The sequence below is a fragment of the Aminobacter ciceronei genome (genome assembly GCF_014138625.1).
Classification (GTDB): Bacteria; Pseudomonadota; Alphaproteobacteria; order Rhizobiales; family Rhizobiaceae; genus Aminobacter; species Aminobacter ciceronei.
Genome location: NZ_JACJHY010000050.1, coordinates 1 through 24496, shown reverse-complemented (window position 1 = coordinate 24496; position 24496 = coordinate 1). Strand labels below are relative to the sequence as shown.

General features: G+C 63.2%; 25 protein-coding genes. 14 read left to right on the top strand and 11 right to left on the bottom strand.

Annotation, left to right across the window (positions count from 1 at the left end; genetic code table 11):
* The first annotated feature begins 9 nt into the window (after window positions 1–9).
* A complete protein-coding gene (locus HNQ95_RS30810; RefSeq protein ID WP_182576013.1) occupies window positions 10–675 on the top strand; it encodes a DUF1007 family protein in 666 nt (221 codons plus the stop codon).
* A 4-nt stretch (window positions 676–679) separates the two neighbouring features.
* A complete protein-coding gene (locus HNQ95_RS30805; protein ID WP_182576014.1) occupies window positions 680–1840 on the top strand; it encodes a nickel/cobalt transporter in 1161 nt (386 codons plus the stop codon).
* Between the two features lie 119 nt (window positions 1841–1959).
* Here the strand turns inward: HNQ95_RS30805 and HNQ95_RS30800 are convergent, their stop codons facing one another.
* Together HNQ95_RS30800 and HNQ95_RS33875 are read right to left on the bottom strand one after the other, a co-directional pair.
* Complete coding sequence (locus HNQ95_RS30800; RefSeq protein ID WP_067958446.1) at window positions 1960–2214, bottom strand: hypothetical protein; 255 nt, start codon at window positions 2212–2214, stop codon at window positions 1960–1962.
* Between the two features lie 53 nt (window positions 2215–2267).
* On the bottom strand, window positions 2268–2720 hold the full coding sequence (locus HNQ95_RS33875; protein ID WP_246341060.1) for a hypothetical protein: 453 nt from the start codon (window positions 2718–2720) through the stop codon (window positions 2268–2270).
* Window positions 2721–2770: 50 nt separating this feature from the next.
* Here HNQ95_RS33875 and HNQ95_RS30790 point away from each other — a divergent pair, with 50 nt between their 5' ends.
* Window positions 2771–3487: a response regulator gene (locus HNQ95_RS30790; RefSeq protein WP_182576015.1), complete on the top strand. Its 717-nt coding sequence runs from the start codon at window positions 2771–2773 to the stop codon at window positions 3485–3487.
* Complete coding sequence (locus HNQ95_RS30785; protein ID WP_182576016.1) at window positions 3484–4914, top strand: ATP-binding protein; 1431 nt, start codon at window positions 3484–3486, stop codon at window positions 4912–4914. Before HNQ95_RS30790 ends, HNQ95_RS30785 begins: the two co-directional genes overlap by 4 nt.
* A gap of 12 nt (window positions 4915–4926) precedes the next feature.
* Here HNQ95_RS30785 and HNQ95_RS30780 read toward each other — a convergent pair whose 3' ends face one another.
* Together HNQ95_RS30780 and HNQ95_RS30775 are read right to left on the bottom strand one after the other, a co-directional pair.
* Window positions 4927–5133: a hypothetical protein gene (locus HNQ95_RS30780; protein WP_067958433.1), complete on the bottom strand. Its 207-nt coding sequence runs from the start codon at window positions 5131–5133 to the stop codon at window positions 4927–4929.
* A gap of 147 nt (window positions 5134–5280) precedes the next feature.
* On the bottom strand, window positions 5281–5988 hold the full coding sequence (locus tag HNQ95_RS30775) for a GNAT family N-acetyltransferase (RefSeq protein WP_371746477.1): 708 nt from the start codon (window positions 5986–5988) through the stop codon (window positions 5281–5283).
* 59 nt (window positions 5989–6047) lie between these two features.
* Between HNQ95_RS30775 and HNQ95_RS30770 the strand changes: the two genes are divergently transcribed.
* On the top strand, window positions 6048–7232 hold the full coding sequence (locus HNQ95_RS30770; protein WP_182576018.1) for a pyridoxal phosphate-dependent aminotransferase: 1185 nt from the start codon (window positions 6048–6050) through the stop codon (window positions 7230–7232).
* A 21-nt stretch (window positions 7233–7253) separates the two neighbouring features.
* Here HNQ95_RS30770 and HNQ95_RS30765 read toward each other — a convergent pair whose 3' ends face one another.
* The 5 genes from HNQ95_RS30765 to trhO form a co-directional block, all read right to left on the bottom strand.
* A complete protein-coding gene (locus HNQ95_RS30765; RefSeq protein ID WP_182576019.1) occupies window positions 7254–7949 on the bottom strand; it encodes a methyltransferase family protein in 696 nt (231 codons plus the stop codon).
* Window positions 7946–8764, bottom strand: coding sequence for a sterol desaturase family protein (locus HNQ95_RS30760; RefSeq protein ID WP_246341061.1), 819 nt, complete (start codon window positions 8762–8764; stop codon window positions 7946–7948). Before HNQ95_RS30760 ends, HNQ95_RS30765 begins: the two co-directional genes overlap by 4 nt.
* A 113-nt stretch (window positions 8765–8877) precedes the next feature.
* On the bottom strand, window positions 8878–9633 hold the full coding sequence (locus HNQ95_RS30755; protein ID WP_067958423.1) for an SDR family oxidoreductase: 756 nt from the start codon (window positions 9631–9633) through the stop codon (window positions 8878–8880).
* Window positions 9634–9963: 330 nt separating this feature from the next.
* The gene (locus tag HNQ95_RS30750; protein ID WP_182576020.1) at window positions 9964–10716 is read right to left on the bottom strand and encodes a tellurite resistance TerB family protein; all 753 of its coding nucleotides are present in this window, start codon (window positions 10714–10716) and stop codon (window positions 9964–9966) included.
* Window positions 10717–10834: 118 nt separating this feature from the next.
* Window positions 10835–11764, bottom strand: coding sequence for an oxygen-dependent tRNA uridine(34) hydroxylase TrhO (gene trhO / locus HNQ95_RS30745; RefSeq protein WP_067958417.1), 930 nt, complete (start codon window positions 11762–11764; stop codon window positions 10835–10837).
* Between the two features lie 139 nt (window positions 11765–11903).
* Between trhO and HNQ95_RS30740 the strand changes: the two genes are divergently transcribed.
* Window positions 11904–12773, top strand: a complete 870-nt coding sequence (locus HNQ95_RS30740; protein ID WP_067958414.1) for an N-acetylmuramidase domain-containing protein — start codon at window positions 11904–11906, stop codon at window positions 12771–12773.
* Between the two features lie 156 nt (window positions 12774–12929).
* Window positions 12930–13571, top strand: a complete 642-nt coding sequence (locus tag HNQ95_RS30735) for a 2-dehydro-3-deoxy-phosphogluconate aldolase (RefSeq protein WP_182576021.1) — start codon at window positions 12930–12932, stop codon at window positions 13569–13571.
* Between the two features lie 197 nt (window positions 13572–13768).
* Here the strand turns inward: HNQ95_RS30735 and mepK are convergent, their stop codons facing one another.
* Together mepK and HNQ95_RS30725 are read right to left on the bottom strand one after the other, a co-directional pair.
* Window positions 13769–15508 carry a peptidoglycan L,D-endopeptidase MepK gene (gene mepK, locus HNQ95_RS30730; protein WP_182576022.1) on the bottom strand — a complete coding sequence of 580 codons (1740 nt, stop codon included), beginning with the start codon at window positions 15506–15508 and terminating at the stop codon, window positions 13769–13771.
* Window positions 15509–15864: 356 nt separating this feature from the next.
* Window positions 15865–17373 carry a sigma-54-dependent transcriptional regulator gene (locus HNQ95_RS30725; RefSeq protein ID WP_182576023.1) on the bottom strand — a complete coding sequence of 503 codons (1509 nt, stop codon included), beginning with the start codon at window positions 17371–17373 and terminating at the stop codon, window positions 15865–15867.
* Between the two features lie 142 nt (window positions 17374–17515).
* On the opposite strand from HNQ95_RS30725, the gene HNQ95_RS30720 reads away from it, so the two are divergent.
* The 7 genes from HNQ95_RS30720 to HNQ95_RS30695 all read left to right on the top strand — a co-directional run bounded on the left by HNQ95_RS30720 (window position 17516) and on the right by HNQ95_RS30695 (window position 24280).
* Window positions 17516–19351 (top strand): M3 family oligoendopeptidase, encoded by a 1836-nt coding sequence (locus HNQ95_RS30720; RefSeq protein WP_182585849.1) that lies wholly within the window; start codon window positions 17516–17518, stop codon window positions 19349–19351.
* A gap of 21 nt (window positions 19352–19372) precedes the next feature.
* Window positions 19373–20527 (top strand): aminodeoxychorismate synthase component I, encoded by a 1155-nt coding sequence (locus HNQ95_RS30715; RefSeq protein ID WP_067958403.1) that lies wholly within the window; start codon window positions 19373–19375, stop codon window positions 20525–20527.
* On the top strand, window positions 20476–21144 hold the full coding sequence (locus tag HNQ95_RS30710; RefSeq protein WP_182576025.1) for an aminotransferase class IV family protein: 669 nt from the start codon (window positions 20476–20478) through the stop codon (window positions 21142–21144). The genes HNQ95_RS30715 and HNQ95_RS30710 overlap by 52 nt, the downstream gene beginning before the upstream one ends.
* A 59-nt stretch (window positions 21145–21203) precedes the next feature.
* Complete coding sequence (locus HNQ95_RS30705; RefSeq protein ID WP_067958397.1) at window positions 21204–21485, top strand: CopG family ribbon-helix-helix protein; 282 nt, start codon at window positions 21204–21206, stop codon at window positions 21483–21485.
* Window positions 21482–21781: a type II toxin-antitoxin system RelE/ParE family toxin gene (locus HNQ95_RS33870; RefSeq protein WP_067958394.1), complete on the top strand. Its 300-nt coding sequence runs from the start codon at window positions 21482–21484 to the stop codon at window positions 21779–21781. The genes HNQ95_RS30705 and HNQ95_RS33870 overlap by 4 nt, the downstream gene beginning before the upstream one ends.
* Window positions 21763–22695 carry a heme-dependent oxidative N-demethylase family protein gene (locus tag HNQ95_RS30700; protein WP_312871071.1) on the top strand — a complete coding sequence of 311 codons (933 nt, stop codon included), beginning with the start codon at window positions 21763–21765 and terminating at the stop codon, window positions 22693–22695. The genes HNQ95_RS33870 and HNQ95_RS30700 overlap by 19 nt, the downstream gene beginning before the upstream one ends.
* A gap of 139 nt (window positions 22696–22834) precedes the next feature.
* The gene (locus HNQ95_RS30695; protein ID WP_067958392.1) at window positions 22835–24280 is read left to right on the top strand and encodes a homospermidine synthase; all 1446 of its coding nucleotides are present in this window, start codon (window positions 22835–22837) and stop codon (window positions 24278–24280) included.
* Window positions 24281–24496: the final 216 nt, after the last annotated feature.

The following is a 24496-nucleotide window of genomic DNA, read 5'->3' as shown; positions in this document are numbered from 1 at the left end:
GCCGGAGCAATGATTCTGAAGATTTCCAAGACGACGCTAGCCACGGCGGCAGTGGCCTTGCTGACCATGACGGTGCCGGCGAGCGTTCACCCGCACGTCTTCGCCGAAGCGCGGCTCGACGTCGTGCTCAATCCCGACAAGACCGTGAAATCGCTCAGGCATCTCTGGCGCTTCGACGACCTGTTTTCCAGCACGGTGCTGATGGAGTTCGACAAGGACTCCGACCTCAAGCTCGACGACAGCGAACTGGCCGAGGTCTCCAAGACGGTGTTCGAATCGATCGGCGAGTACAATTACTTCCAGGTCGTGACAGTCGACGGCAAGGACATCGCCATGAAGCCGCCGGCCAATCTCGTCGCCAATTTCGAGGACCAGCAGCTCATCATCCTGTTCGAGACCGAGCCGAAGGAGCCGCTGAAGCTTGCCGGCAAGATCGATTTCGGCGTCTACGATCCGACCTTCTACACGGCGATCGATTTCACCGAAGACACCAATCTGAGCGTCGCGGACCTCCCCCCGATCTGCACCAAGACAGTGGTCCGGCCCGACCCGGACGAAGCAATCGCGCAGAACCAGTCGAAGCTGACCGATGCGTTCTTCAACGACCCGTCGGGCACCGACATGAGCAAGATTTTTGCCACGCGCCTGGAATTGAACTGCCCAGCCAAGGGGTGATGCAGTGAAGAAGACGACCATCCGAGTGATTTTCGCGCTTCTGGCGCTCAGCTATGTGCTCAGCCATTTCGCGGTCCGGGCGCATGCCCAGAGTTCACTCGGCATCGGCACCAACGAAGCGATGGTGCCGTCGACCGGCCTCTTCTCCGAGCTGCTCAACTGGATCAACGTTCATCAGCAGCAGTTCTACCGCTCGCTGACCGGCTCGCTGAAGGCGATGCGCGACGGCGACAGCGGCGGCATCTGGCTGCTCGTCGGCTTGTCCTTCGCCTATGGCATCTTCCACGCCGCCGGCCCCGGCCACGGCAAGGCCGTAATCTCGTCCTATATGCTCGCCAACGAAGTGGCGTTGCGCCGCGGCGTGATGCTGTCCTTCGTCTCGGCCTTCCTCCAGGGGGCGACTGCCGTTGTGCTGATGACGCTGGTGTTCCTCGTCCTGCGCGGTACATCGGTGTCGATGACCAACGCAACCTGGTTCCTGGAAACGGTGAGCTACGCCCTGATCGCCGCCTTCGGCGCCTGGCTGCTGTGGAAGAAACTCAAGCCGATGGCGTTCCTGGCAGGTGCGGCTCCGGTACACAGCCTGTCGGCAGCCCATGTCCATGCGCATGGTCATCATGATCACGACCACGCCACCTCAGGCCACGACCATCATGACCACGCCACGTGCAGCCACGATCATGCGCACGATCATCACGATCACGCTCACCAAGCCCACAACCACGCGCATCATGACCACGGGCACAGCCCGCATGCTCACGCCCATCACGCTCACGCCGTGGGTGAAGTCTGCTCGACCTGCGGCCACTCGCACGCGCCGGATCCCAGGATGCTCGAAGGCAAGCATTTCGACTGGCGCACCGCATGGTCGGCGGTTGCAGCGGTCGGTATCCGCCCCTGCTCCGGCGCGCTGATCGTGCTCAGCTTCGCCTTCCTCAACGGACTTTGGGCCGGCGGCATCCTGTCGGTCTTCGCCATGGCGCTCGGAACCGCCATCACCGTCTCGGCACTTGCCATCATGGCAGTGACGGCGAAGAACTGGGCCGTTGCGATAGCCGGCGACGGCCGCGCCGGAAACCGCGTCCACAATGCCATCGAGATCGGCGGCGCGGCACTCGTCATGCTGCTTGGCCTGGTGTTGCTGGCCGCTAGCCTGAAGGCCTGAGCGGGCTTGGCGCCCGCGACGTCCTGAACTGCCAATCTGCGCGCAAAAGAAATCCGCCCTGGAGTTGCGGCTGCCAGGGCGGATTTCTTATGAACCACGACCTGCGTGGCGTCGGGTGCTTACATCGTGGTCTTCTTGGTCGTGGCGGCCGGCGCGACGTGCTTCTTGTGCTTCTTGACCTTCTTGTGCGTCGGCTTCTTGCTCGCGACCTTCTTCACCAGCGGAGTGACCGTCTTGGTTGTGGTCGTGGCGGCAGCCGCTGGCGCTGCCGTGTAGCCGGCAGCGTTGGCCGAGCTGGCGGTGAGCACCGGGGCCGAGAAGGCCATGGCGACGGTCATGCCGAGAGCGGTCAGCAGGGTCTTGTTGACGTTCATGATCAGTTTCCTTTGCACAAGTGCATTGTTGGGGGCCTTCTTGAGCTTGCCGATCAGGGTTCGATCGGTTGCGCTCCAAGCATCTTCAGTGCTGTCGCATAGGCGCGGATGCCCTGGGCCTGCTGGTTGCCGGCACAGAATTTCATCGCCTTTTTCTGAAAGGCTTTCGCTTCGGCGGCCCGTTTCGCCTCGGCATGTTCAGCGATTTCATCGGTGAATTGCTGCTGCAGCCTGTTGCAGCGATCGGTCCTCGTAACTGTTCCCTTTGCCTGCGGCTGGGTGCTGGCTGCGCCAATTGAAAGTGCGGCGAGCAGTACGATCATCGAACTGGTCACTAACTTTCGCATGTCGGTTCCAGCACCCGTGGTTGAAGCAGCACGGTTGTTATCGCGGACCGACTTGTCGGGTTTCTTTCCGGTTTGCAGTGTTTTGTTTCTGGATTGTAACTGCCGCCTCAGGCGCTCAAGTTCTCGTGTTTTCTGGTCAAAACCTTGGTTCGACCTCATTTCGCCAAGGTCCGCGCCGATGCCGCTCGCATCGACCTGAGGTGCGAAAAGTGAAGACCGATGCCCATGTCCTGATCGTTGACGACGACAGGGAAATCCGCGACCTGCTCCAGGAATTCTTCGTCAAGCACGGCATGCGCGTCTCGGGCGCGCGCGACGATGACGAGATGCAGGCAGCCCTGCGCCGCGCCCCTGTCGACCTGATCATCCTCGACGTGATGCTGCCCGGCAAAAGCGGCCTCGACATCTGCCGCGACCTGCGCACGCATTCGAGGATCCCGATCATCATGCTGACGGCGGTCACCGAAACCATCGACCGCGTCGTCGGCCTGGAGATGGGCGCCGACGACTACGTGCCAAAACCCTTTGACCCACGCGAGCTGCTGGCCCGGGCACGCGCCGTGCTGCGCCGGCCGAGTGCCGCGGGAACGACGCACCGGCCGGTGCCGCAAGTCTACAAATTCGCCGGCTGGACGCTCGATGCCTCCCGCCGCCGGCTGCTCAGGCCCGACGATATCCGGGTCGAGCTGACGACCGCCGAGTTCAACCTGCTGCACACGCTGGTGCGCAGCGCCCAGCGCGTGCTCAGCCGCGAGCAGCTGGTCGAACTCTCCAACCAGAACGGCGACTACAGCTATGACCGCAGCGTCGACATCCTGGTGAGCCGCCTGCGCCGCAAGATGGAAGACAATCCGCGCGCGCCGAAGCTGGTGCTGACCGTGCGCGGCGGCGGCTATCAGTTCGTGCCCGAGGTATCAGCCGAATGAGATGGCTCCTGCCACGGTCGCTGCCGGCCTGGGTGCTTCTGATCGTCATCGCCGGGCTGCTGTCCATCCAGGTCTCGACGCTCTCCATCGTCTCGCGCGAACGCGTTGCCTCCAACAATATCCTCGACCTGTTTCGCCTCAACGACCGGGCTTTGTCGCTGGCAAAGCTGCTGTATGCGGAACAGCCACTCGATCGCACCCGCATCGCCGCCGGCCTCTCCGTTCCGCCGCATGTGCTGACCACTTCGGATGCGCCTGCCGTCAGCTCGGTCATTCCCGCGGATGACGAAATGGCAGAGCTCGAGGACATCATCGTGGGCAGGCTGTCGAAATACGGCATCCAGGAAGCTCGCGTGCGCCGCGAAATGCCGAAGGCACGGCCGAGCCAGAATTCAGCGGAACCCGACCAGAGCGTGGGCAGCGTCGAACGCGAACTGCTCGACCTGTCATCCGACATCACCAACAGCGACACGCTGGTGGCGTCGATCGAGTTCAAGGACAGCCAGTGGCTCAATTTCACCATGAAGGCGACGCCACCCAGTCCGGTCCTCAACAGCGACAGTCTGCCGCTCTACGGATCGGTGGCAGCCCTGGTGGTGGCGCTGTCGATCTGGTCGCTGCGCCGGCTGACGGCACCCTATCGCGCGCTCGAAAGTGCCGTCCGGCGGATCGGCGCAGACCTGAAAAGCCCGCCTCTGGATGAACGCGGCAGCAGTGAATACAAGTCGGCGGCACGGGCGGTGAACACCATGCAGGCGCGGCTGAAGGAATATGTCGAGGACCGCGAATTGCTGGCGGCCGCGCTCGCGCATGATCTCAGGACGCCGCTGACGCGCATTCGCCTGCGCCTGGAATTGCTGCGCAACTCGCCGCTTCGCACCGCACTTATGCACAATCTGGCCGACATCGAGGCGATCTCGGCCTCCGTACTCGACTTCGCCACCTACGAGGCCAGGGACGAGGCGTTGGAACGGATCGACTTCTGGTCGCTCGTCGATTCGATCGCCGACGGCAATCCGCATGTCGTCTTCGACGGCGCTCGCCACCACGCCCGTGGGCTCGTCTGCCAAGGCCAGGCGATCGCGCTGCGCCGATGCGTGGCCAATCTCGTCGACAATGCGGTGAAGTATGGCGGCAAGGCCCGCCTGGCCTTGTCGCAGGTCGGCGGGCACGTGCTGCTCACCATCGACGATTCCGGCCCGGGCATTCCGGAGACAAAGATGGAAACCATCTTCCGCCCGTTCATCCGTATCGAAGGTTCGCGCAACCGCCAGACCGGCGGCTTCGGGCTCGGCCTGACGATTGCCCGCAACATTGCCCGCCGCTTTGACGGCGACGTTGTCCTCAAGAACCGCAGCGGCGGCGGCTTGCGCGCCGAGCTTAAGATACCGCTGGCCGGAACCGTGAAGGCCGCAGCGGTCGGATAGGATCAACCTGTTTCAGTTGCCGTTCTTGCGCTGGCTGCGGCCGCGCAGCCAGAACACGCCGAAGAAGGCAAGAACGAAGCATACCGCGATGACACCGGCGGCGGCGGTCGAATAGTTGCCGACGGCGAGCATCACCTTGGGCAGGAAAAACGCCGCGACGCCGAAGATGATCATGATCCATGCGGCGGCGACGGCGGCATGGCGGGTCTTGGTGTCCATCGGCGTGGCCCTAACATCTCGTTGCGTCCGGACCGATGCCGGCAAGTTCAGCTACATAGCGCCCGTTGCCGTTTCAGCCAACGCGCCATCACCGGTTCGATTGTCGCACGCATAGCTGTTGGGGCCAAAAGGCGCCCGTGGGCACCTTCAGGCGCCGAACTCGGCGCGGAAATCCTCAAGCTTGCGCTTCTGCTGGCCTGCGGCATCGAAATTGGCCGGATCGAGCCAGGCGTCGTAGGCCTTGAGCAAGGCCGGCCATTCCTTGTCGATGATCGAATACCAGGCGGTGTCACGGTTCTCGCCCTTGGTCACCATGTGCTGGCGGAAGATGCCCTCGAACTTGAAGCCGAAACGTTCGGCCGCCCGCTTGGACGGTTCGTTGCGATTGTTGCACTTCCACTCGTAGCGCCGATAGCCGAGCTCGAAGATGTGGCGCGCAAACAGGAACTGGGCCTCGGTTGCCGCCGGCTTGCGCGAGACGATGTCGCTCCAGTAGATGTTGCCGATCTCGATGACGCCGAAATTCGGGTCGATGCGCATCAGGGTCTGCCGCCCGGCCATCTTGCCGCTGGCCTTGTCGATGACGACGAAAAACAGCGGGTCCTCGCTCGCCGCCGATTTTTCGAGCCAGGGTTGGAAATCGGCGCGGGTCTGCGGCTTGGTGTCGAAGAGCCAGCGGAAGCGGCCCTCGGCATCTTCGGCGGTCGCCATTTCGTACAGGCGTTCGCCGTGTCTTGCGGCGTCCAGCGGCTCCAGGCGGACATACCGTCCCTCGAGATTTATGCGCTCGGGGCGCGGCCGCGGCTTCCAGTCCTGCAGGTTCTCGGACAAGGACGTCTCCAATTCGTTTGACATGGTCGCCCCAACTCTCGCAAAAATCCGGTGCCCCCAACAGAACCAGACGGATAGCCGGAATGCTCCACACGATTGCCGCCTTCGACCGCCTCGGCGAAGAAAATGCCTTTGCCGTATTGGCCCGCGCTACGGCCCTGCTCCATGAGGGGCGCGATATCGTCAACCTGGGCATAGGCCAGCCCGACTTCCGCACGCCCGAGCATATCGTCGAGGCCGCGATCAAGGCCTTACGTGATGGCCATCACGGCTACACACCGGCCAATGGCCTGTTGGCAACGCGCGAGGCGGTGGTGCGGCGCACCCTTGCCACGACAGGCGTCGAGGTGTCGCCGGAGAGCGTCATGATCATGCCCGGCGGCAAGCCGACGATGTTCGCCGCGATCCTGATGTTCGGCGAACCGGGGGCTGAAATCCTCTATCCCGACCCGGGTTTCCCGATCTACCGCTCGATGATCGAGTTCACCGGCGCAACACCGGTGCCGGTGCCGATGCGCGAGGCCAACGGCTTTGCCTTCTCGGCCGAGGAGACGCTTGCACTGATCACGCCAAAGACGCGGCTCCTGATCCTCAATTCGCCGGCCAATCCAACCGGCGGGGTGACGCCGCGCGTCGAGATCGCCAAGCTGGTCAAGGGCCTCGAAGGCCATCCGCATGTCGCAATCATGTCGGACGAGATCTACGACGTCATGACCTATGACGGAGAACGCCACGTCTCGCTGCTGACCTTCCCTGAAATCCGCGACCGGCTGATCGTGCTCAACGGCTGGTCCAAGACCTGGGCGATGACCGGCTGGCGCATGGGCTGGTCGATCTGGCCGAATGCGACCGTAGGCGGCCGCCTCTACGACAAGGTGCGCAAGCTCGCCGTCAATTGCTGGTCCTGCGTTAACGCGCCGAGCCAGTTCGCCGGCATTGCCGCCATCGACGGCCCTCAGGACGACGTCGAGCGCATGATGCGCGCCTTCGACAACAGGCGCCGTATCGTCGTCGAAGGCCTGAACGCCATACCGGGCATTTCCTGCGTCACGCCGAAAGGCGCCTTCTACGCCTTCCCCAACATCAGCCAGACCGGCTGGAAGGCCAAGAAACTGGCTTCGGCCCTGCTCGAGGACGCCGGCGTAGCGCTGATCGGCGGGCCGGACTTCGGCATATTGGGTGAAGGCTACATCAGGCTGTCCTACGCCAACTCGGAAGAGAACATCCTGCGGGCGCTGGAACGCATCGAGGCGTTCCTGGCGAAATAGCCGGGCGTTTCGATCTACGCCTTACTCGGCCGGCAGCGTAGGCGTCGCTGCCGTGCCGGGCCGGTACGGCGTCAGCGTCGGGATGACCATCGGAACGTGGCGGGCATAGTCTTCATACTCGGCGAACGTCGCGCGGAGGATGCGTTCCTCGTTGACCATGCGGCGGTACTGCAATGCCCACCACAGGATGAAGAGCAGGGCAGACCAGATCGACCAGCCGGCGACAACCGCGCCGAGCGTCGTGACGGCTTCGGCAGCGTAAAGCGGGTGCCGGACGATCGCATACGGCCCCTGGACGACCAGTTGGCGGGCGGCGGCCATGATCGAGAACGAACGTCCGAGATAGATCACGCACCAGATCGACAAGACAGTACCCGCAACCATCAGGCATGAGGCAAAGATGCGCAGGCCGATGCCTGGGCTTCCGGTCGGCAGGACGACGAGGAACATCAGGCAGAACGTGCCGGCGATCGCCGTCAGGCGAGGTTCGATGCCCGATGATACGTTCTTCGGCGCGTGCCGGATGACGGTGAGGAACACGATCAGGGCAAGGAAGACCAGGCCCGCGACGCGCGACGCGAGCACGAAGCCCCAGAGATCGATCTGCTCCCGCATCTGGACGGTCGCGATGATCGAAACCGCCTGCATGATCGCCAGGTACAGAAAGATCGAAATCATCAGGCCCTTGCCGGCCACATCTTCCAGGCGGCTGTTCATTTCTGGGTCTCTCCGATTGCGGAAGGCAGGCTGACGTCGTCGAGCGGCTTTCCGGCCACAAACGGGTAGGCCAGCTGCTCGTGATAGAGCTGAGGCACCGGATCGTCGGTGCCGTATTTCGACGGCATGCGGTCGGGCATGTAGAGCGTGCCGCCGATCACGTCGAGGAACGGCAACTGGCCGGCGAAGTTCTTGTCATAAGCCTGGCGCTCATTGGCGTGGTGCCAATGATGGAACTTCGGCGACGCAAAGATCCACTTCAACGGGCCGAAGCCGATGCGGGTGTTGGAATGAACCAGCACCGACTGCCATTGGTAGATAACCGCATAGATGACGATGGCCGCAGGCGAGAAGCCGAGCGCGAACAGCGGCAGATAGGACGCCGACTTGGTGAGGATCTGGTCGACCGGATGCACCCGGTGCCCAGCAAGCCAGTCCATCTCCTCGATGCTGTGATGGACGGCATGAAACCGCCACAGGAACGGCACGGCATGGAAGGTGCGGTGGGCGAGATAGAAGCCGATATCGGCGAGGATGATCACCTCGATCGTCTGGAGCCAGATTGGTTGGCTGCGGACTGCCGCGCCTACGCTCCCCGGCACGATGTAGCCAAGGCCGACCATCATGAGTGCAACCACCGACAGCAGGCCGATCTTGATGACGATGCCGTTGAACAGGAGGTAGAAGACGTCGTTGAGCCAATGGCGGCGCAGCGTCTTCTGCTCCTCGTGATGCGGGACCAGTTGCTCGAGGGGGATGAAGATCAGCGCGATGACGAGAAGCGCCTTCAGATCCACCAGATCGCTCAATTGCATGCCAAAATCCGCCTTCAGAAGCCACTTCGACGCGTAAGCACCGTTGTGTACTACTTCTGGGTTAACGGCTGTTTGCGACGGACCGAGGGATTGTCGGGATTTGACCGGCCGCCTCAACCGCGTCCGACATAGGGCATTTTGGTTGCCATGACGGTCATGAACAACACGTTCGCGTCAAGCGGCAGGCTGGCCATGTAGACGACGGCCTCGGCGACACGGGCGACGTCCATCACGGCTTCCGCAGCGATCGAGCCATTGGCCTGCTGCACGCCCACGGACATCGGCACGGCCATCTCGGTCAACGCATTGCCGATGTCGATCTGGCCGCAGGCGATGTCGAACGGGCGGCCGTCGAGCGCCAGCGTCTTGGTGAGACCCGTGATGGCGTGCTTGGTCGCGGTGTAGGGCACAGAGCCGGGGCGCGGTGCATGGGCAGAGACCGAGCCGTTGTTGACGATGCGTCCGCCCATCGGCTCCTGTCGTCGCATCGCCGCGAAGGCTGCCCGCGAGCACAGGAAGGTGCCGGTGAGATTGACGGACACGACCTCGTTCCAGGCCTCGACCGGGATTTCGTCGATGGTCGACGCCTTGTAGCCCATGCCGGCATTGTTGAAGAGCAGGTCGACGCGGCCGAATGCCTCGGTGATGGTCTCGAACATGTCGTCGACCTGGTCGGGCCTGGTCACGTCGCAGACGATGGCCAGCGCCTTGGCGTCTGTCTTGCCGGCGTCTCGGATCGCTTCATCGAGCGCATGCTTGCTGCGGCCGCAGAAGACGGTGTTCCAGCCCTCCTTGAGCAAGGCTGTCGCCACAGCCTTGCCGATGCCCTTGCCGGCGCCCGTAACCACCGCAACCCTGTTGCTTGCCATGATGAAGCTCCTCCCTGCGCATGACCGATCGCCGGCGGCAGATCATTGGTAGCGCGAGCAGTCTAAAGCACGGCCCCGAAAATCGAAATAGACGGCGCGCCGTTGGCAAAGGGCCAGAACGGACCTGCGCGTCGGTCATCGAGGATTGGGTGCGTTGGTGAGGATAAGACACACAAAAAGGGCGGTCATTGGCGACCGCCCAGTCTTTGATCGAACCGTGCTTGGGAGGAGGAGAGCCGATCCGAGTAAGAAAATGATGCGCCCGGGCGGTTAACAAATCCTTAACGCAAAAAAACGCCTTTTAGGCACCGCCCGGCGCCTCCCGGTCTGTTACCAGCGCGGGTTGACTTGCGGATTGGCCGATGCATCGACGACCGGCACCTTGACGCTCGAAACCGTCGCCTCGATGTGGTCGACAAGCGCGTCCGGCAGTTGCAGCCGGCCGGCGAGCAGGTCGAGATAGCCGCGCTCGGCGCGGGTGTCAGGATCGATGGCCAGGCGTGAGGCGGTGTAGAGCTCGACCTTCTGTGCCTCGGTCTGGGCCGCAGCGACGATCGCGTCGAGATCGAGCGGCGAATTGAGCTCCTCCATCAGGAACTGCTCGGCGTCGGAGCCGATGCCCGACAGGCTGAGCTTGTCGCCGATCTTCTTGCGCTCGTCATCGTCGATATGGCCGTCAGCCTTGGCGGCGGCGATCATGGCGCGGATCAGCATCAGCGCGAACTCGGTCTCGCCCTGTGGCGCCTGCGATGGGTGGAAGGAATTGTCGGACGGCGGCGGCAAAAGCTGCGGCTCGGCATCGGGGGCGGCAGTTGCCTGCTCGGGCGCATTGCCGGCCTTGTAGTTCTGGTAGGCCTTGTAGGCCAGGCCGCCAATGGCCGCGAGACCGCCGACCTTCAGCGCCGTGCCCGCAACCTGGCGGCCGGCACCGGTGCCGAGCAGCACGGCAACCAGCGCGCCGGCCGCAAGCGGATTGTCCTTGGCGAGTTGGGTCGCCTGCCCGGCCTTGTCGCGCACGGTGGAGCCGGTTCCCGGGATCTTGGAGCCGAGGAGATCGTCGAGCAGCTTTTTGGGGTCGAACATGGATGCCTCCGGTTGGAATATCGGTCGCCGAGAGGTAGGCGGACGATCAAGACATTACAATGACGCCCGTCAATTTGGCACGGTCGTCAATTTGGCGAGATCGGCCGGAAGCGGAGGGCTAACTGCCGATATGAGGGCTGGAGCCACGCTTTTCCGCCAATTCCACCTGGCGATGGCGCTCAGCATAGCGCGCGCGGTCTTCGTCCGTGCGGGCATCATGGCAATGCGGGCAGGACACGCCCGCCTCGAATGTCGGCGACAGAAGCTCTTCCGGCATCAGCGGATGCCGGCAGGCGCGGCACAGCTCGGCCTGCCCTACGACAAGCCCGTGCGACACCGACACACGCTCGTCGAAGACGAAGCACTCGCCCTTCCAAAGGCTCTCTTCGGCCGGCACGTCCTCAAGATATTTGAGGATGCCGCCCTTGAGGTGGAAGACATCATCAAGGCCGATCGACTTGACGTACGCCGTGGCCTTCTCGCAGCGAATGCCGCCGGTGCAGAACATCGCCACCTTCTTGCCTTCGAGCTCGCCGCGATGGTTTTCGACCCAGGCCGGGAACTCGCGGAAACTCTTTGTCCGCGGATCGACAGCGCCGGAAAAGGTGCCGATCGACACTTCATAATCGTTGCGGGTGTCGACGACGATGGTGTCGGGATCGGAAATCAGCGCGTTCCAGTCGCTCGCCTCGACATAGGCGCCGACGCTGGCGAGCGGATCGATACCCTCGACGCCCATGGTGACGATTTCGCTCTTCAGCCGCACCTTCATGCGGTGGAACGGCATCTCCCCAGCCGTGCTGTACTTGACCTCAAGACCGGAAAATTCCGGCATGGCCTCGAGATGGGCGATCAGCTCGGCGATCGCCTCTGCGGTGCCGGCGACGGTGCCGTTGATGCCTTCGCGTGCGAGCAGCAGCGTCCCCTTGATGCCACGGCCGCAGCAGAAGGCGGCGAGCGGCGCGCGCAAAGCCTCGTAACCCTCGAGCCGGCAGAAGCGGTAGAGGGCGGCAACGCGGAAAAGAGACTGCGGTGTAGACAGGTTCATCGCCGAGCCACTAACGCTTTGGCCATTTTTTTTCAACGTGCAGCTGAAAGCGGAACGATTACAGTCTGTTGTCGATTCGACCTGCGCCCAGCGGTAAAATCTTCTTCCAACGGACGCCTGGATATGGAGAAGACCGCGCATGTTCAGCAGGCAAACGGCAACGGAAATCGAAAAGGCGGCCAGCGAGTTCGGACTGGAGCCGGCGGCGCTGCTGGCCATCGCCGAGATCGAGAGCGCCGGCCAGGTATTCGCCAAGATCGACGGCCGCAACGAACCGCTGATCCGTTTCGAGGGGCACTATTTCGACCGCAGGCTTTCCGGCGCAGCGCAGGAGCGTGCCCGCGCCGAAGGGCTGGCCTCACCGAATGCGGGTGCAGTCGCCAACCCGCGCGCCCAGGCAGCGCGGTGGCAGATGCTCGAACGGGCAGCCTCCATCGACCACCAGGCCGCCTATGAATCGACGTCCTGGGGGCTCGGTCAGGTGATGGGGTCGCATTGGCAATGGCTCGGCTTTGACGATGTCGATGCGCTTGTGACCGAGGCACGTTCAGGCGCCGCCGGCCAGGCCCGGCTGATGACGCGCTATCTTGACAAGGCGGGGCTGACAAGTGCGCTGAACGATCACGACTGGGAAGCGGTCGGCCATGGCTACAACGGACCCGGCTTCCGCAAGAACGGCTACCATCTCAAGCTGGCGGAGGCCTACAAGCGGCAGATCGACGGCCCTGCCCCCGGCGACCTCACCATGATGGTCGGAACGCGCGGTGAGTTGGTCACCGAACTGCAGGAAGCGTTGGTTGCCCTGGGCTATCCCGTCGACACGGACGGCATCTACGGCCAGGGCACTGCAGCCCAGGTCAAGCGTTTCCAGGCTGATCATGGCCTGGGCGCCGATGGCATCGCCGGTCAGCGTACCCAAGCAGCCATCATCCAGGCTCTGTCTCTTGGCAACCGCCACTTGTGGTCGAGCCTCAAGCGCTGGTTGGCCGGCATTTTCCGCCAGGCATAGACTGCTTGCGCTCTAAGGCGTAGGGCTTCGGCGACAGCGACGGCCTTCGACCCACCGCGCTCATTCGGGGCGCAACACCATGTCGCCAAAGGCTTCGTGGACTTGGAATGGCGGGTCTGTTAAATCGGTTGAAAATTGACAGCGGAGTGAGATGCCATGACCAGCAAAACCCAGAAACTGCTTGCGCTGCTGGATGGCCAGCCGGTCATTCCTGTGCTGAAGATCGAGCGCGCCGCCGACGCCGTGCCGCTGGCCCGCGCGCTGGCGCGAGGCGGTCTCCGGGCGATCGAGATCACGCTCAGGACCGATGAAGCACTGGAATGCATCCGCCGTGTCGCCGCCGAGGTCGAGGACTGCATCGTCGGCGCCGGTACCATCCTCTGCGCGCGCCATTTCGACGAAGCCGTCGCCGTCGGCTCGAAATTCATCGTCAGCCCCGGCCTGACGCGCGAACTGGCAGCACACGCCGCGCAAAGTGACGTGCCGCTGTTGCCGGGCACCATCACGCCGGGCGAAATCATGGGCGCGCTTGAAGCCGGGCTCGACTTCCTGAAGTTCTTCCCCGCCGAGCAGGCCGGCGGCGCATCGTTCCTCAAGGCACTGGCCTCGCCCATTGCCGGAGTAAAATTCTGCCCGACCGGTGGCATCTCGGCCAAGAACGCCAGGGATTATCTCAGCTTGCCGAACGTCGTCTGCGTCGGCGGCTCGTGGGTCGCCCCGGACGACATGGTCAAGGCAGGCGACTGGGCCGGCATCGAGGCGCTTGCCGCCGAAGCGAACAAGCTGCGCAAGAACTGAGTTTCTTGCCTTGGAGCAATTCCAGGAAAAGTGTGCAGCGGTTTTCCGTCCGCAATGCACAAAAACAAGAAGATAGAGAGATTCCACGATTCGAAGAAACGCGGAAACGCTCTAGCCCCCAGCGGGAAAAGGTGAGACCAAAAACAAAAAAGCCGCGCAGGTTTCTCCGCGCGGCTTTTTGATTGTCTTGATGTTGATCAGTTCGTCGAGAACCGGGCCACCGAGAGGAATTTCACGGCTGTGCCGGAGAACTTGTGGGCGCTTGCCGACTGGTCGCCCTGCTGGAAGCCCGCCGTGTAAACCTCGGTCGGAGCCGTCCGAACCATGTTGTAGGCAAAGCCGGGCGCCTTGGTGTTGGTCGTGACCGTCGTCACCTGCGTGCCGCTGCGCAGTGCCCAGCGTGCGGCGTCGGGCGCAGCGGCAACGACCACGGCCTTGGGATCCGGCTTGGCTTCCTGAGCCAACGGGCGGGCCGACTTGCGCGTCGTCTTGACGTTGCCACCGACGGCCGCGGCAGGGTCGGTGCCGGCCGAGGCGGTGGCGATCGCGTTCTTGGGCGTTGCAGCTGCAGGAGTTGCGGTTGCAATTGCCTCGGGCTGGTCGAAGACCGAACGCGGCTCCGGCTGCGGCGCAAGCGAGGCGATCTCAAGTTCGTCCTGGGCGGACTCGTCTTCGGCGGGAATGTCGTTCGCAGCGGCCAGGGCAGCTTCAACGGTCATGTCCTGCGGACGGGCCGACGGCAGCGGTGCGTTGACGTCGCTGGCAATTGCAGGCGCGTCATCCGTCGAGGCCAACGCCATCAGCACGTTCTGGCTCTCGGGCTTGAGCTCGGCCGGCGGAGTGTGGTTCGGGCGCCAGGTCGGCAGCGGCACATTGGCTGCGATCTGCTGCTCGACGGCGGTCGGCTGCTCACCTTCGGCCAGCGGTGCCGAAGCAGCACCGAACGGCACGTTCTCGGCGGTCGCCATGCCAACCTCGGCCTGCGGCCGCGGGGCTACACCTGGCAGTGGAACGCTGCGCGCCGGCAAGGCCGCGATGATGGTCTCGGGCGCTTGCTGGTCAGGTGCCTCTTCGGCCACCTGTGGGATCTCGGCGCGCTGCGCATTCTCGGGCGCCACGATCTGGATGCCGGGCAGCGCCTTCTGAACCGGTGCCTCCGCTGATATGGCCTTGGTCGGCGCCTTCTTGGGCTGAACGGCGGCCACTGCGATTTCGCCGGTATCCTCTTCCTCGTCGGCACCACCGCCGAACAGCGCGGCAAACAGGCCGCCGCTGCGCTTGGCAGGCGTCGCACTGGCAAGTACGAAGTCACCGCTCGCCTTGCGCGACTGATAGGAGGCCAAAGCCTGCTCGAAGCCGGGCAGCGGCTTGCCGTCGCTCGGCACGTGCAAGGTCTTGCCCGATGGGAACACCGCGACCAGTTCCTTGCGGCTCATGCGTGGCCAGTGGCGCACATTGCCGACGTCCATGTGGACGAAGGGCGAACCGGAACGCGGATAATAGCCAACGCCGCCGGCCTGGACACGCAGGCCCGCGTCACGCAGTTTCTTCAACGGCACGCCCGGAATGAAGAAGTCCATCGCCTTGCCGAGCATGTGCTGGCTTTTTTCCGCAACGCCGCTGGAGCGGCTGCGCAGCAGCGAATTGGTCGCCGGCGAGCGATAGGCGGAGACGACGTGGATGTAGTCGCGGGCACCGGAGGAACGATAGGCCTCCCAGACCACGTCGAACAGACGCGGGTCCATCTTGGTCGGCTCGTTGCGGCGCCAGTCGCGCAGGAACTGATTAAGCTTCTTGAGGCCAGCCTGATCATAGCGGCCATTGCGCTTGAACGTGATCTCAGCCCGCTCACCCGTGTGGGTGTAGTACAGCTTGAGTGTCCGCGTTTCGGCGGAGGCTGTCGCCTGAGAGGCTGTCAGGAAACCAAACGTTAGCATCGCGGCTGTAAGCCACTTCTGCCAACCATTCGATTTCGAGCGACGCCCTTCGGTGTTCTCGATCCTATTCAAATCAAAAGGCCCTGTTAGGCTGCCATCTGTCCCCGGATTTGAAGCCCGGACACGCTTACGGATTCGCGTCCGAATATCGATCCTAATGGTTAATCACTGCTTATTGAAGGCGAAATGCGGTAACACCATGGCGATATCCCAGCAAAAAGGAATCGCACCTTTTCATGGTAAACCACTGGTTTAAACCACAAAAACACCACTGAACAAATACGCACGAAACTGTAGTGCGCTGCGCCCCGCAAGCGACACGCAAGCTTTAAATCAAAATCAGCGGCAACAAAATTTCAAGAGGCCAACCGCTCGCTGCGACCGGTCTCGGGATCGATGCCGTATTCCTTGAGTTTACGATACAGCGTCGAGCGGCCGATTCCCAGCCGCCGGGCGACCTCGCTCATCTGGCCGTTGTAGTGATCGATGGCGAGCCGGATCATCTCCAACTCGACATCGGCAAGCGCCCGGACATTGCCGCGCTCGTCGAGCGCACGCAGCATTCCCGGCCGAAGCCGCTCCGGTGCCGGCGGCTGAAGGGCTGCGGCAGACGTCGGCCTGTCCACGACGATCTTGGCTGCCGCGGGCACGGCTTCGCCGCCAAGATCGACCACGCCTTCGACCTGGGCGCGGATCTGCGGGAACTCGTCCTCGGTAAGGATATCGCCCTCGGACAGCACGCAGGCGCGGAACACCGCGTTTTCGAGCTGCCGGATGTTGCCCGGCCAGTCATAGGCCTGAAGCAGCGCCAGCGCACCTTCCGAGATCATCGGTATGCGGCCATGCGGACTGGCGGGCGCGACACGCGAGATGAAATGGCTGACCAAAAGCGGGATGTCGTCGCGACGGTCGCGCAGCGGCGGCACGAAGATCGGATAGACGTTGAGGCGGTAGAAAAGGTCCTCGCGGAACTTGCTGTCCTTGACCTGCTGCAGGAGATTGCGGTGCGTCGCCGAAATCAGCCTGATGTCGACCTTGACCGTCGCGCGGCCGCCGACCGGATCGACCTCGCCCTCCTGCACCGCGCGCAACAGCTTGACCTGCACGTCGAGCGGCAGGTCGCCAATCTCGTCGAGGAACAGCGTGCCGTGGTTGGCCTCGACGAACTTGCCCGGGTGTTTCTCCGTCGCACCGGTGAACGAGCCTTTCTCATGGCCGAACAGGATGCTCTCGACGAGATTGTCGGGAATGGCGCCGCAATTGACGGTGACGAAGGGTTTCGAGCGGCGGTCGCCGGAGCCCTGGATGGCGCGCGCCACGAGCTCCTTGCCGACACCCGATTCGCCCTCGATCAGGATCGGGATGTTGGAAGCTGCGGCCTTCTGGCCGAGTCGGATGACACGGTCCATGGTCGGGCTGCGGGTGACCATGTCGCGGAAGGTGAGCAAGCCGCTGCCGCGGCGTGCCGTACGGCGCACCTGGTCCTCGACCGCTTCGACCTTGAGCGCGTTGTCGATTGCCGCAGCCAGCCGGTCTGGCGAGGCCGGCTTGACGACGAAGTCGAAGGCGCCGTTGCGCATCGCCGAAACCACGGTTTCGATGCCGCCTTGGGCGGTCTGGACGATGACCGGAAGGGCGATGCCGCGTTCGCGCATCGCCTTGAGCACGCCGATGCCGTCGAGCCCGGGCATGGACAGGTCGAGGATGATCACCCCGATCTCGCCCGCGCGGGGTCCGTCGAGCATGCGCAGCGCGGCTTCGCCGCCGTCGACAGTTATGGCGGTGTGGCCGAATTTCGTCACCGCGGCGTCGACGAGGCGACGTTGTACGGGATCGTCATCGACTATGAGAATCGAACCTGCCATGAATGTCCGCAATATGCCCGCAGTTGCTGATTGGATGTGGATCATCCTGGCACAGGGTTCTAAATAAGGTTTCAAGAAAGCCGGTGAACGAATCCCTTAGGATTGAATCCAACCGGTCAAAGTCAGTGAAAAGGAAGACGCAATGCATTGGAATTCCGGGCAACAGATGTCGGCCATTGCCTCCGCCGGGAGCGCGGCAGGGCTGGGCGAACTGCCCGAATGGAACCTTGCCGACCTCTATTCCAGCATGGACGCGCCGGAGCTAGCCCGCGACCTCGAGAAAGCCTCGGCCGATGCCGTTGCCTTCGAGGCGCGCTGGAAAGGTACGCTTGCCATCGAGGCCGGGCGCGGGGGCGCCGGCAAGCTCGGCGAGGCGATGCGCACCTATGAGGCGCTGGAAGAGCTGGTCGGCCGCGTCGTTTCCTACGCCGGGCTCGTCTATGCCGGCGACACCTCCGACCCCAAGCGCTCGAAGCTCTATGGCGACGTGCAGGAAAAGATGACGGATGCCAGCGCGCATCTTCTGTTCTTCGCGCTCGAGCTGAACCTGGTCGATGACGACCTCATCCTCAAGGCGCTCGATGCCGACCCGGCTTTCGGCCATTACCGTCCCTGGGTGCTCGACCTACGCAAGGACAAGCCCTACCAACTCGAAGACCGCGTCGAGCAGCTGTTCCATGAAAAGTCGATCACCGGGCGCGGCGCCTGGAACCGGCTGTTCGACGAGACCATGACCGACCTGCGCTTCAACATCGGTGGCGAGGAGCTGGCGCTCGAGCCGGCGCTGAACATGCTCCAGGATCCCGATGGCGAGGTTCGCAAGGCAGCATCAGACGCGCTTGCTGCGACCTTCCGCAAGAATCAGCGCGTCTTTACGCTGATCACCAACACTTTGTCCAAGGACAAGGAAATCTCCGACCGCTGGCGCGGCTTCGAGGACATCGCCGACTCGCGCCACCTCGCCAACCGCGTCGAGCGCGAGGTCGTCGACGCGCTCGCGGCAGCCGTCCGCGCCGCCTACCCGCGCCTGTCGCATCGCTACTACAAGATGAAGGCCAAGTGGCTCGGCATGGAGGTGATGAACCACTGGGACCGCAACGCGCCGCTGCCCGAGACGCCGCAGGCGACGATCGGCTGGGACGATGCCAAGGATACGGTGCTGACCGCCTACCAGCGCTTCTCGCCCGAAATGGCCGAGATCGCGCGTGACTTCTTCGACCGCCGCTGGATCGACGCCCCGGTCCGCCCCGGCAAGGCGCCGGGCGCCTTTGCCCACCCGACGGTGCCGTCGGCGCACCCCTACGTGCTGCTCAACTACATGGGCAAGCCGCGCGACGTGATGACCCTTGCCCACGAACTCGGCCACGGCGTGCACCAGGTCCTTGCAGCCGGCCAGGGCGCCCTGATGGCCTCGACGCCGCTGACGCTTGCCGAAACGGCAAGCGTGTTCGGCGAGATGCTGACTTTCCGCTCACTGCTCGACCGCACCACGGACAAGCGCGAGCGCAAGGCGATGCTGGCGCAGAAGGTCGAGGACATGATCAATACGGTCGTGCGCCAGATCGCCTTCTACGAATTCGAGCGCAAGGTCCATTCCGAACGCAAGAACGGCGAGCTGACCTCGGACCAGCTCGGCCAGTTCTGGCTCGAGGTTCAGGCCGAGAGCCTGGGGCCGGCGATCAAGCTGCGCGAAGGCTACGAGGTGTTCTGGTCCTACATCCCGCACTTCATCCACTCGCCCTTCTACGTCTATGCCTATGCCTTCGGCGACTGCCTGGTGAATTCGCTCTATGCCGTCTACCAGAATGCCGAGCGCGGCTTTCAGGACAAGTATTTCGAGATGCTGCGCGCCGGCGGCACCAAGCATCATTCGGAGCTGCTGAAACCGTTCGGGCTCGACGCCACCGATCCCGCCTTCTGGCAGAAGGGGCTTGCCGTCATCAGCAGCCTCATCGACGAACTGGAAGCGCTGGACTGATCGCGTCCCCAGGCAACTGTCATGACTGGTCCCCACTCCCCCTTCGTCCTGTTCAGGGACGACCCCGCCGGCCGCGAGGTGCTGTTCGAGGCACCGCGCGAGATCATCGTTGCCCAGGACGCTGCGGATTTTTTCCCGGCATTGCAGGCAGCCCAGAAGGCGCACGAACAGGGCAAGTGGCTCGCCGGCTACTTCTCCTACGAGGCCGGCTACCTGCTCGAACCGAAGCTGCGGCCGCTGCTTCCCGGGGGCCGACGCGCGCCGCTGGTCTGCCTCGGCGTGTTCGACCAGCCGTCGGACAACGACCGTCCGGCATCGCGCGCGGCCGTCACCAACGGGCCGATCTTCGATGCACGGGCGACATGGTCGGAAGCGGACTATGAGCGCCGCTTCAACAAGCTGCACCAGCACCTGCGCCAGGGCGACTGCTACCAGGCCAACCTGACCTTTCCGGTCCAGGCGCAGTGGTCGGGCACCCCGCTGGACGCCTTCGACGCCTTGATTGCCCGGCAGCCGGTGAAATATGGCGCGCTGGTCTCGCTCGGCGGCCCCACGGTGCTGTCGCGCTCGCCCGAACTTTTCTTCGAGATCGACAGCGACGGCTGGATAGAGACCCATCCGATGAAAGGCACCGCCCCGCGCGGCAAAACGCCGGAAGAGGATGCCGCCCTCAGGGAATTCCTGCGCAACGACGAGAAGAACCAGGCGGAAAACCGCATGATCGTCGATCTGCTGCGCAACGACATCTCGCTGATCAGCGAAGTCGGTACACTCGACGTTCCCGAGCTGTTTCGCATCGAGAGCTACCCGACGGTGCACCAGATGGTCAGCACCGTGCGGGCGAAGCTGTTGCCCGATCTCAGCATCGAGCAGGTCTTCGCGGCTCTGTTTCCGTGTGGCTCGATCACAGGAGCTCCGAAAATCCGCGCGATGGAAATCCTGCGCGAACTGGAGAGCACCCCACGTGACGTCTATTGCGGCGCCATCGGCTGGATAGCGCCCGGCGGCACGATGCGCTTTTCGGTGGCGATCCGCACCATCACGCTGCATGAGGACGGCGAGGCCGTCTACAATGTCGGCGGCGGCGTGGTGTTCGATTCGACTGCGGAAGCGGAGTATGCGGAATGTCTTCTGAAAGCACGCTTCGCCACGGGCACGGTTCCGGCTTCGACCTGATCGAGACGTTGCGCTGGGAGCCGGCTGGCGGTTTCCTCCGCGGCGATCGGCACCTCGGCCGGCTCGAAGCTTCAGCGCGAGCCCTTGGCTTCGGCTTCGACCGCGAAATTGTCGGGCAAAACCTGAAACGTGCAGCCACCGGCGACGCTGCCTTGCGGGTCCGGCTCGCCCTTGCCGCCGACGGCAGCACAGACGTCACCACCCAGCCATTCGCAGCGCTTGCGCCTGATGCCATGTGGACAATACGCATCGCCGCGACTCGTCTCGACAGCTCAAATCTGCTGCTGCGCCACAAGACCACGCGCCGCGAAGCCTATGACCGTGCCCGCGCCGAGTTTTCCCGCGAAAAAGCCGACGAGATGATCCTGCTCAACCAGGCGGGAAACGTCTGCGAAGGCACCATCACCAGCATCTTTGTTGATCTTGGCGAGGGTGGACCACTCAGGACGCCTGCACTTGCTTGCGGCCTGCTTGCCGGGGTTTTGCGCGGCGAAATGCTTGAGCGCGGCGAAGCCGTCGAGACCATTTTGAGCTTAGATGACCTTGGCGGGGCATCAAGACTATGGGTCGGGAATTCGCTACGCGGGTTGATACCGGCAAAGCTGGTGCGAGGTTAGGTTTGACTCACCGCGATAGTCGACTACATTGTTCCCAGGTGCATTTGTAGAGCCTGAACATGGCCAGCGAATCCAAATTCTCTATCAGCCTGCCCGACGATCTGCGCTGCGAAGTAGACGATTATGCAACGCTGACGAGACGTTCGCGCGCCTTCATCATCAAGGAAGCAGTGGCCGCCTATGTCGGAGACCAGCAGGCCTATCTCGCCAGCGTGCGCGAGGCCGAACGCGAGGCCGACGAAGGCACATTCGTGCTGGGAGAAACCGTGACGGATTGGCTGGCGTCATGGGGATCCGAGAGTGAACTGCCAGCTCCAGAAGCAGGCGCCGCCGAGACATGACGCTACGCATCCTTCCCCGCGCCGTCCGTTATCTCGCCGAGCTCCGCACGACCATTGCCGCTGATGACCCAGAAATGGCGCAGAAGGTCGGCGAGCGCATCATCAAGGCGCTGCGGCTGATCGAGGAGCGGCCCGACATCGGGCGCCCGACCGCCGGTCGCGAGTCCGTACGCGAATGTGCGGTGCCCGACCTGCCCTACTTCATTCCGTACCGCGTCAAGGACGGCAACATAGAAGTGCTGCGTGTCTACCACACCAGGCGCAATCGCCCGCCGCAGTGGCCGACCACCCTGTGATCCCTGCGCATACGCCTTACGACGGCACCTCCAAACCTTTCGCCATCGGACTGAAACAGGCCGAAGCGCGCGACTGGATCGAGCTGGACGAGCATCTCGAAGCCTATCTCGCGCAGAAGGACCGGCTCTACGCCGAGATCCCCGACAAGGTCTTCGTCGCCGAGCCTGAGACGCGTGCGGCCCAGCAGGAGGTGCTTGACCTTCTGGTCGCGCACTTGGTCGAGCGCTATCCGGAGACCTATCGCCTCGAAGGCGGGCGCTGTGTGATCGCAGGCTCCGGCCGCTTCGTCGACGTCACCAACGCTGGCGACAACCCTTTGATTGCCGCGTCAAAACTCGTCCAGGAAGACCTGATCCTGATGCGGCAGGGTGAAAATGGCTGGAGGCTGGCCGCCGGTTCGCTGTGCTTTCCCTCGTCGTGGCGGCTGACCGAGAAGTTCGGCAAGGCGATCCACGACATTCACGGCCCCGTCCCCGGATTCGGGCCGGGCACTCGCATGAACGAGCTGATCGCCCGCATGTTCGACAAGCTCGCGGTCTTGGTCGAGCGCTTCAACTGGTCGGTTCAGGCCAATGGCGAGCTCTATCACCCGCTGTCCGATCGTCAGCGTTTAGCCCGCTCGGCGGAAACGGATTCGACCTTTCCCTGTGCCGACGTCGCCGCCCACGCCTTCATCCGCGTCGAGCGCCAGACCCTGCGCAAGCTGCCCATCTCAGGTGATATCCTTTTCACCATCCGCATCTATCTCGACCCGCTGGCGGTGCTTGCGCGCAATCCCGACAGGGCCCAACTGGCCCCGTCTTTCGCCGGACAACTGATGAGCCTCGACCGGGATCAGCTCGACTACAAGGGCCTGACCGCCGACCGCGACAGGTTGGTCGGTTTCCTCAACGGCATCGCCTCCGCCGGCTAAGAATAGCGGCATAACGTCCGGTTCCTACAGGATGTGGGAACTGGATTCGCTTTATTGTGACAAGCATGTATGGTTTAGCCGTTGAAGCCGGGTCAATCGGGGCCCGGCTCTTTTAGTGTGAGAAGGAGTGCCATAAAAAATGGCGAATGAAAAATGGCCCGTTTACGGTGAGATTACTGGTCCTGTTGTGATGATCGGCTTTGGTTCGATCGGCCGCGGAACGCTCCCCCTCATTGAACGCCATTTCAAGTTCGACAAGTCGCGCATGGTGATTATCGATCCCAGCGACGAAAACCGAAAACTCGCGGATGAGCGTGGCATCAAATTCATCCAGGAGGCGGTAACCAAGGACAATTTCAAGGCGCTTTTGACGCCGCTGCTGACCAATGGCGGTGGCCAGGGCTTCTGTGTCAACCTCTCGGTCGACACCGGTTCCGTGGAGCTCATGCATCTGTGCCGCAAGCTCGGCACGCTCTACGTCGACACCGTCATCGAGCCGTGGCTCGGCTTCTACTTCGACAACAGCGCCGACAATGGCGAGCGCACCAACTACGCGCTGCGCGAGACGCTGCTTGAAGAGCGGCGCAAGCACCCGGGCGGAACGACAGCCGTTTCGACCTGCGGCGCCAATCCCGGCATGGTCTCGTGGTTCGTCAAGCAGGCGCTGGTCAACCTGTCCAGGGATCTCGGCCTCGACTTCGAGGAACCGGCGACCAACGACCGTGACGGTTGGGCCGCGCTGATGAAGAAGGCCGGCGTCAAGGGCATCCACATCGCCGAGCGCGACACCCAGCGCACCAAGAATCCCAAGCCGATGAACGTGTTCTGGAACACCTGGTCGGTCGAAGGCTTCATTTCGGAAGGTTTGCAGCCGGCAGAGCTCGGCTGGGGCACCCACGAGACCTGGAAGCCCAAGAACGCCAAGAAGTTCAAGAAGGGCACCAAGGCTGCGATCTATCTCGAGCAGCCCGGCGCCAACACCCGCGTTCGCACCTGGTGCCCGACACCCGGCCCGCAATACGGCTTCCTGGTCACCCACAACGAGGCGATCTCGATCTCCGACTTCTTCACCGTGCGCTCGAAGAAGGGCAAGGTGACCTACCGCCCGACCTGCCACTACGCCTACCATCCCTGCAACGACGCGGTGCTGTCGCTGCACGAGATGTTCGGCGCAGCCGGCAAGGCACAGCCAGTCCATCACGTGCTTGACGAGAACGAACTCGTCGACGGATCGGACGAACTCGGCGTGCTGCTCTATGGCCACGACAAGAACGCCTACTGGTATGGCTCGCAGCTGACGCTCGAACAGGCGCGCAAGCTCGCACCCTACCAGAACGCCACCGGCCTGCAGGTGTCTTCCGCTGTGCTCGCCGGCATGGTCTGGGCTCTTGAGAACCCCGAGGCCGGCATCGTCGAAGCCGACGAGGTCGACTACAAGCGTTGCCTCGACGTGCAGAAGCAGTATCTCGGGCCGGTCAACGGCTACTACACCGACTGGACGCCGCTTGAAGGCCGCCCCGGCCTGTTCGAGGAGGACCTCGACAAGGAAGATCCCTGGCAGTTCCGCAACATCCTGGTGCGCTGAGCGCGTTGCCGGAAAACGAAAAGGGCGCCGCGAGGCGCCCTCAGACTGCTGACAAACCCCGTCGAATTTCGGCGGGGTTTTGTTTTGTGGGTTGATTGAGCTTTTGGATTGATTTCGGGGAGCAGATGCCAGTGCCGTTGCGAGCCGGCTTTGGCCTCATGCGAGGCTTGGTTCTGGCTTTGGCCAGAGGCTGATTGCGATCTTTTTCATGTTCTG

Coding starts and splice junctions, on each gene's coding strand:
- HNQ95_RS30810 (WP_182576013.1), top strand. CDS start 10: ATGATTCTGAAGATTTCCAAGACGACGCTAGCCACGGCGGCAGTGGCC.
- HNQ95_RS30800 (WP_067958446.1), bottom strand. CDS start 2,214: ATGAACGTCAACAAGACCCTGCTGACCGCTCTCGGCATGACCGTCGCC.
- HNQ95_RS33875 (WP_246341060.1), bottom strand. CDS start 2,720: ATGAGGTCGAACCAAGGTTTTGACCAGAAAACACGAGAACTTGAGCGC.
- HNQ95_RS30785 (WP_182576016.1), top strand. CDS start 3,484: ATGAGATGGCTCCTGCCACGGTCGCTGCCGGCCTGGGTGCTTCTGATC.
- HNQ95_RS30780 (WP_067958433.1), bottom strand. CDS start 5,133: ATGGACACCAAGACCCGCCATGCCGCCGTCGCCGCCGCATGGATCATG.
- HNQ95_RS30775 (WP_371746477.1), bottom strand. CDS start 5,988: ATGTCAAACGAATTGGAGACGTCCTTGTCCGAGAACCTGCAGGACTGG.
- HNQ95_RS30770 (WP_182576018.1), top strand. CDS start 6,048: ATGCTCCACACGATTGCCGCCTTCGACCGCCTCGGCGAAGAAAATGCC.
- HNQ95_RS30765 (WP_182576019.1), bottom strand. CDS start 7,949: ATGAACAGCCGCCTGGAAGATGTGGCCGGCAAGGGCCTGATGATTTCG.
- HNQ95_RS30760 (WP_246341061.1), bottom strand. CDS start 8,764: ATGCAATTGAGCGATCTGGTGGATCTGAAGGCGCTTCTCGTCATCGCG.
- HNQ95_RS30755 (WP_067958423.1), bottom strand. CDS start 9,633: ATGGCAAGCAACAGGGTTGCGGTGGTTACGGGCGCCGGCAAGGGCATC.
- HNQ95_RS30750 (WP_182576020.1), bottom strand. CDS start 10,716: ATGTTCGACCCCAAAAAGCTGCTCGACGATCTCCTCGGCTCCAAGATC.
- trhO (WP_067958417.1), bottom strand. CDS start 11,764: ATGAACCTGTCTACACCGCAGTCTCTTTTCCGCGTTGCCGCCCTCTAC.
- HNQ95_RS30740 (WP_067958414.1), top strand. CDS start 11,904: ATGTTCAGCAGGCAAACGGCAACGGAAATCGAAAAGGCGGCCAGCGAG.
- HNQ95_RS30735 (WP_182576021.1), top strand. CDS start 12,930: ATGACCAGCAAAACCCAGAAACTGCTTGCGCTGCTGGATGGCCAGCCG.
- mepK (WP_182576022.1), bottom strand. CDS start 15,508: ATGCTAACGTTTGGTTTCCTGACAGCCTCTCAGGCGACAGCCTCCGCC.
- HNQ95_RS30725 (WP_182576023.1), bottom strand. CDS start 17,373: ATGGCAGGTTCGATTCTCATAGTCGATGACGATCCCGTACAACGTCGC.
- HNQ95_RS30720 (WP_182585849.1), top strand. CDS start 17,516: ATGCATTGGAATTCCGGGCAACAGATGTCGGCCATTGCCTCCGCCGGG.
- HNQ95_RS30715 (WP_067958403.1), top strand. CDS start 19,373: ATGACTGGTCCCCACTCCCCCTTCGTCCTGTTCAGGGACGACCCCGCC.
- HNQ95_RS30710 (WP_182576025.1), top strand. CDS start 20,476: ATGTCTTCTGAAAGCACGCTTCGCCACGGGCACGGTTCCGGCTTCGAC.
- HNQ95_RS30705 (WP_067958397.1), top strand. CDS start 21,204: ATGGCCAGCGAATCCAAATTCTCTATCAGCCTGCCCGACGATCTGCGC.
- HNQ95_RS33870 (WP_067958394.1), top strand. CDS start 21,482: ATGACGCTACGCATCCTTCCCCGCGCCGTCCGTTATCTCGCCGAGCTC.
- HNQ95_RS30695 (WP_067958392.1), top strand. CDS start 22,835: ATGGCGAATGAAAAATGGCCCGTTTACGGTGAGATTACTGGTCCTGTT.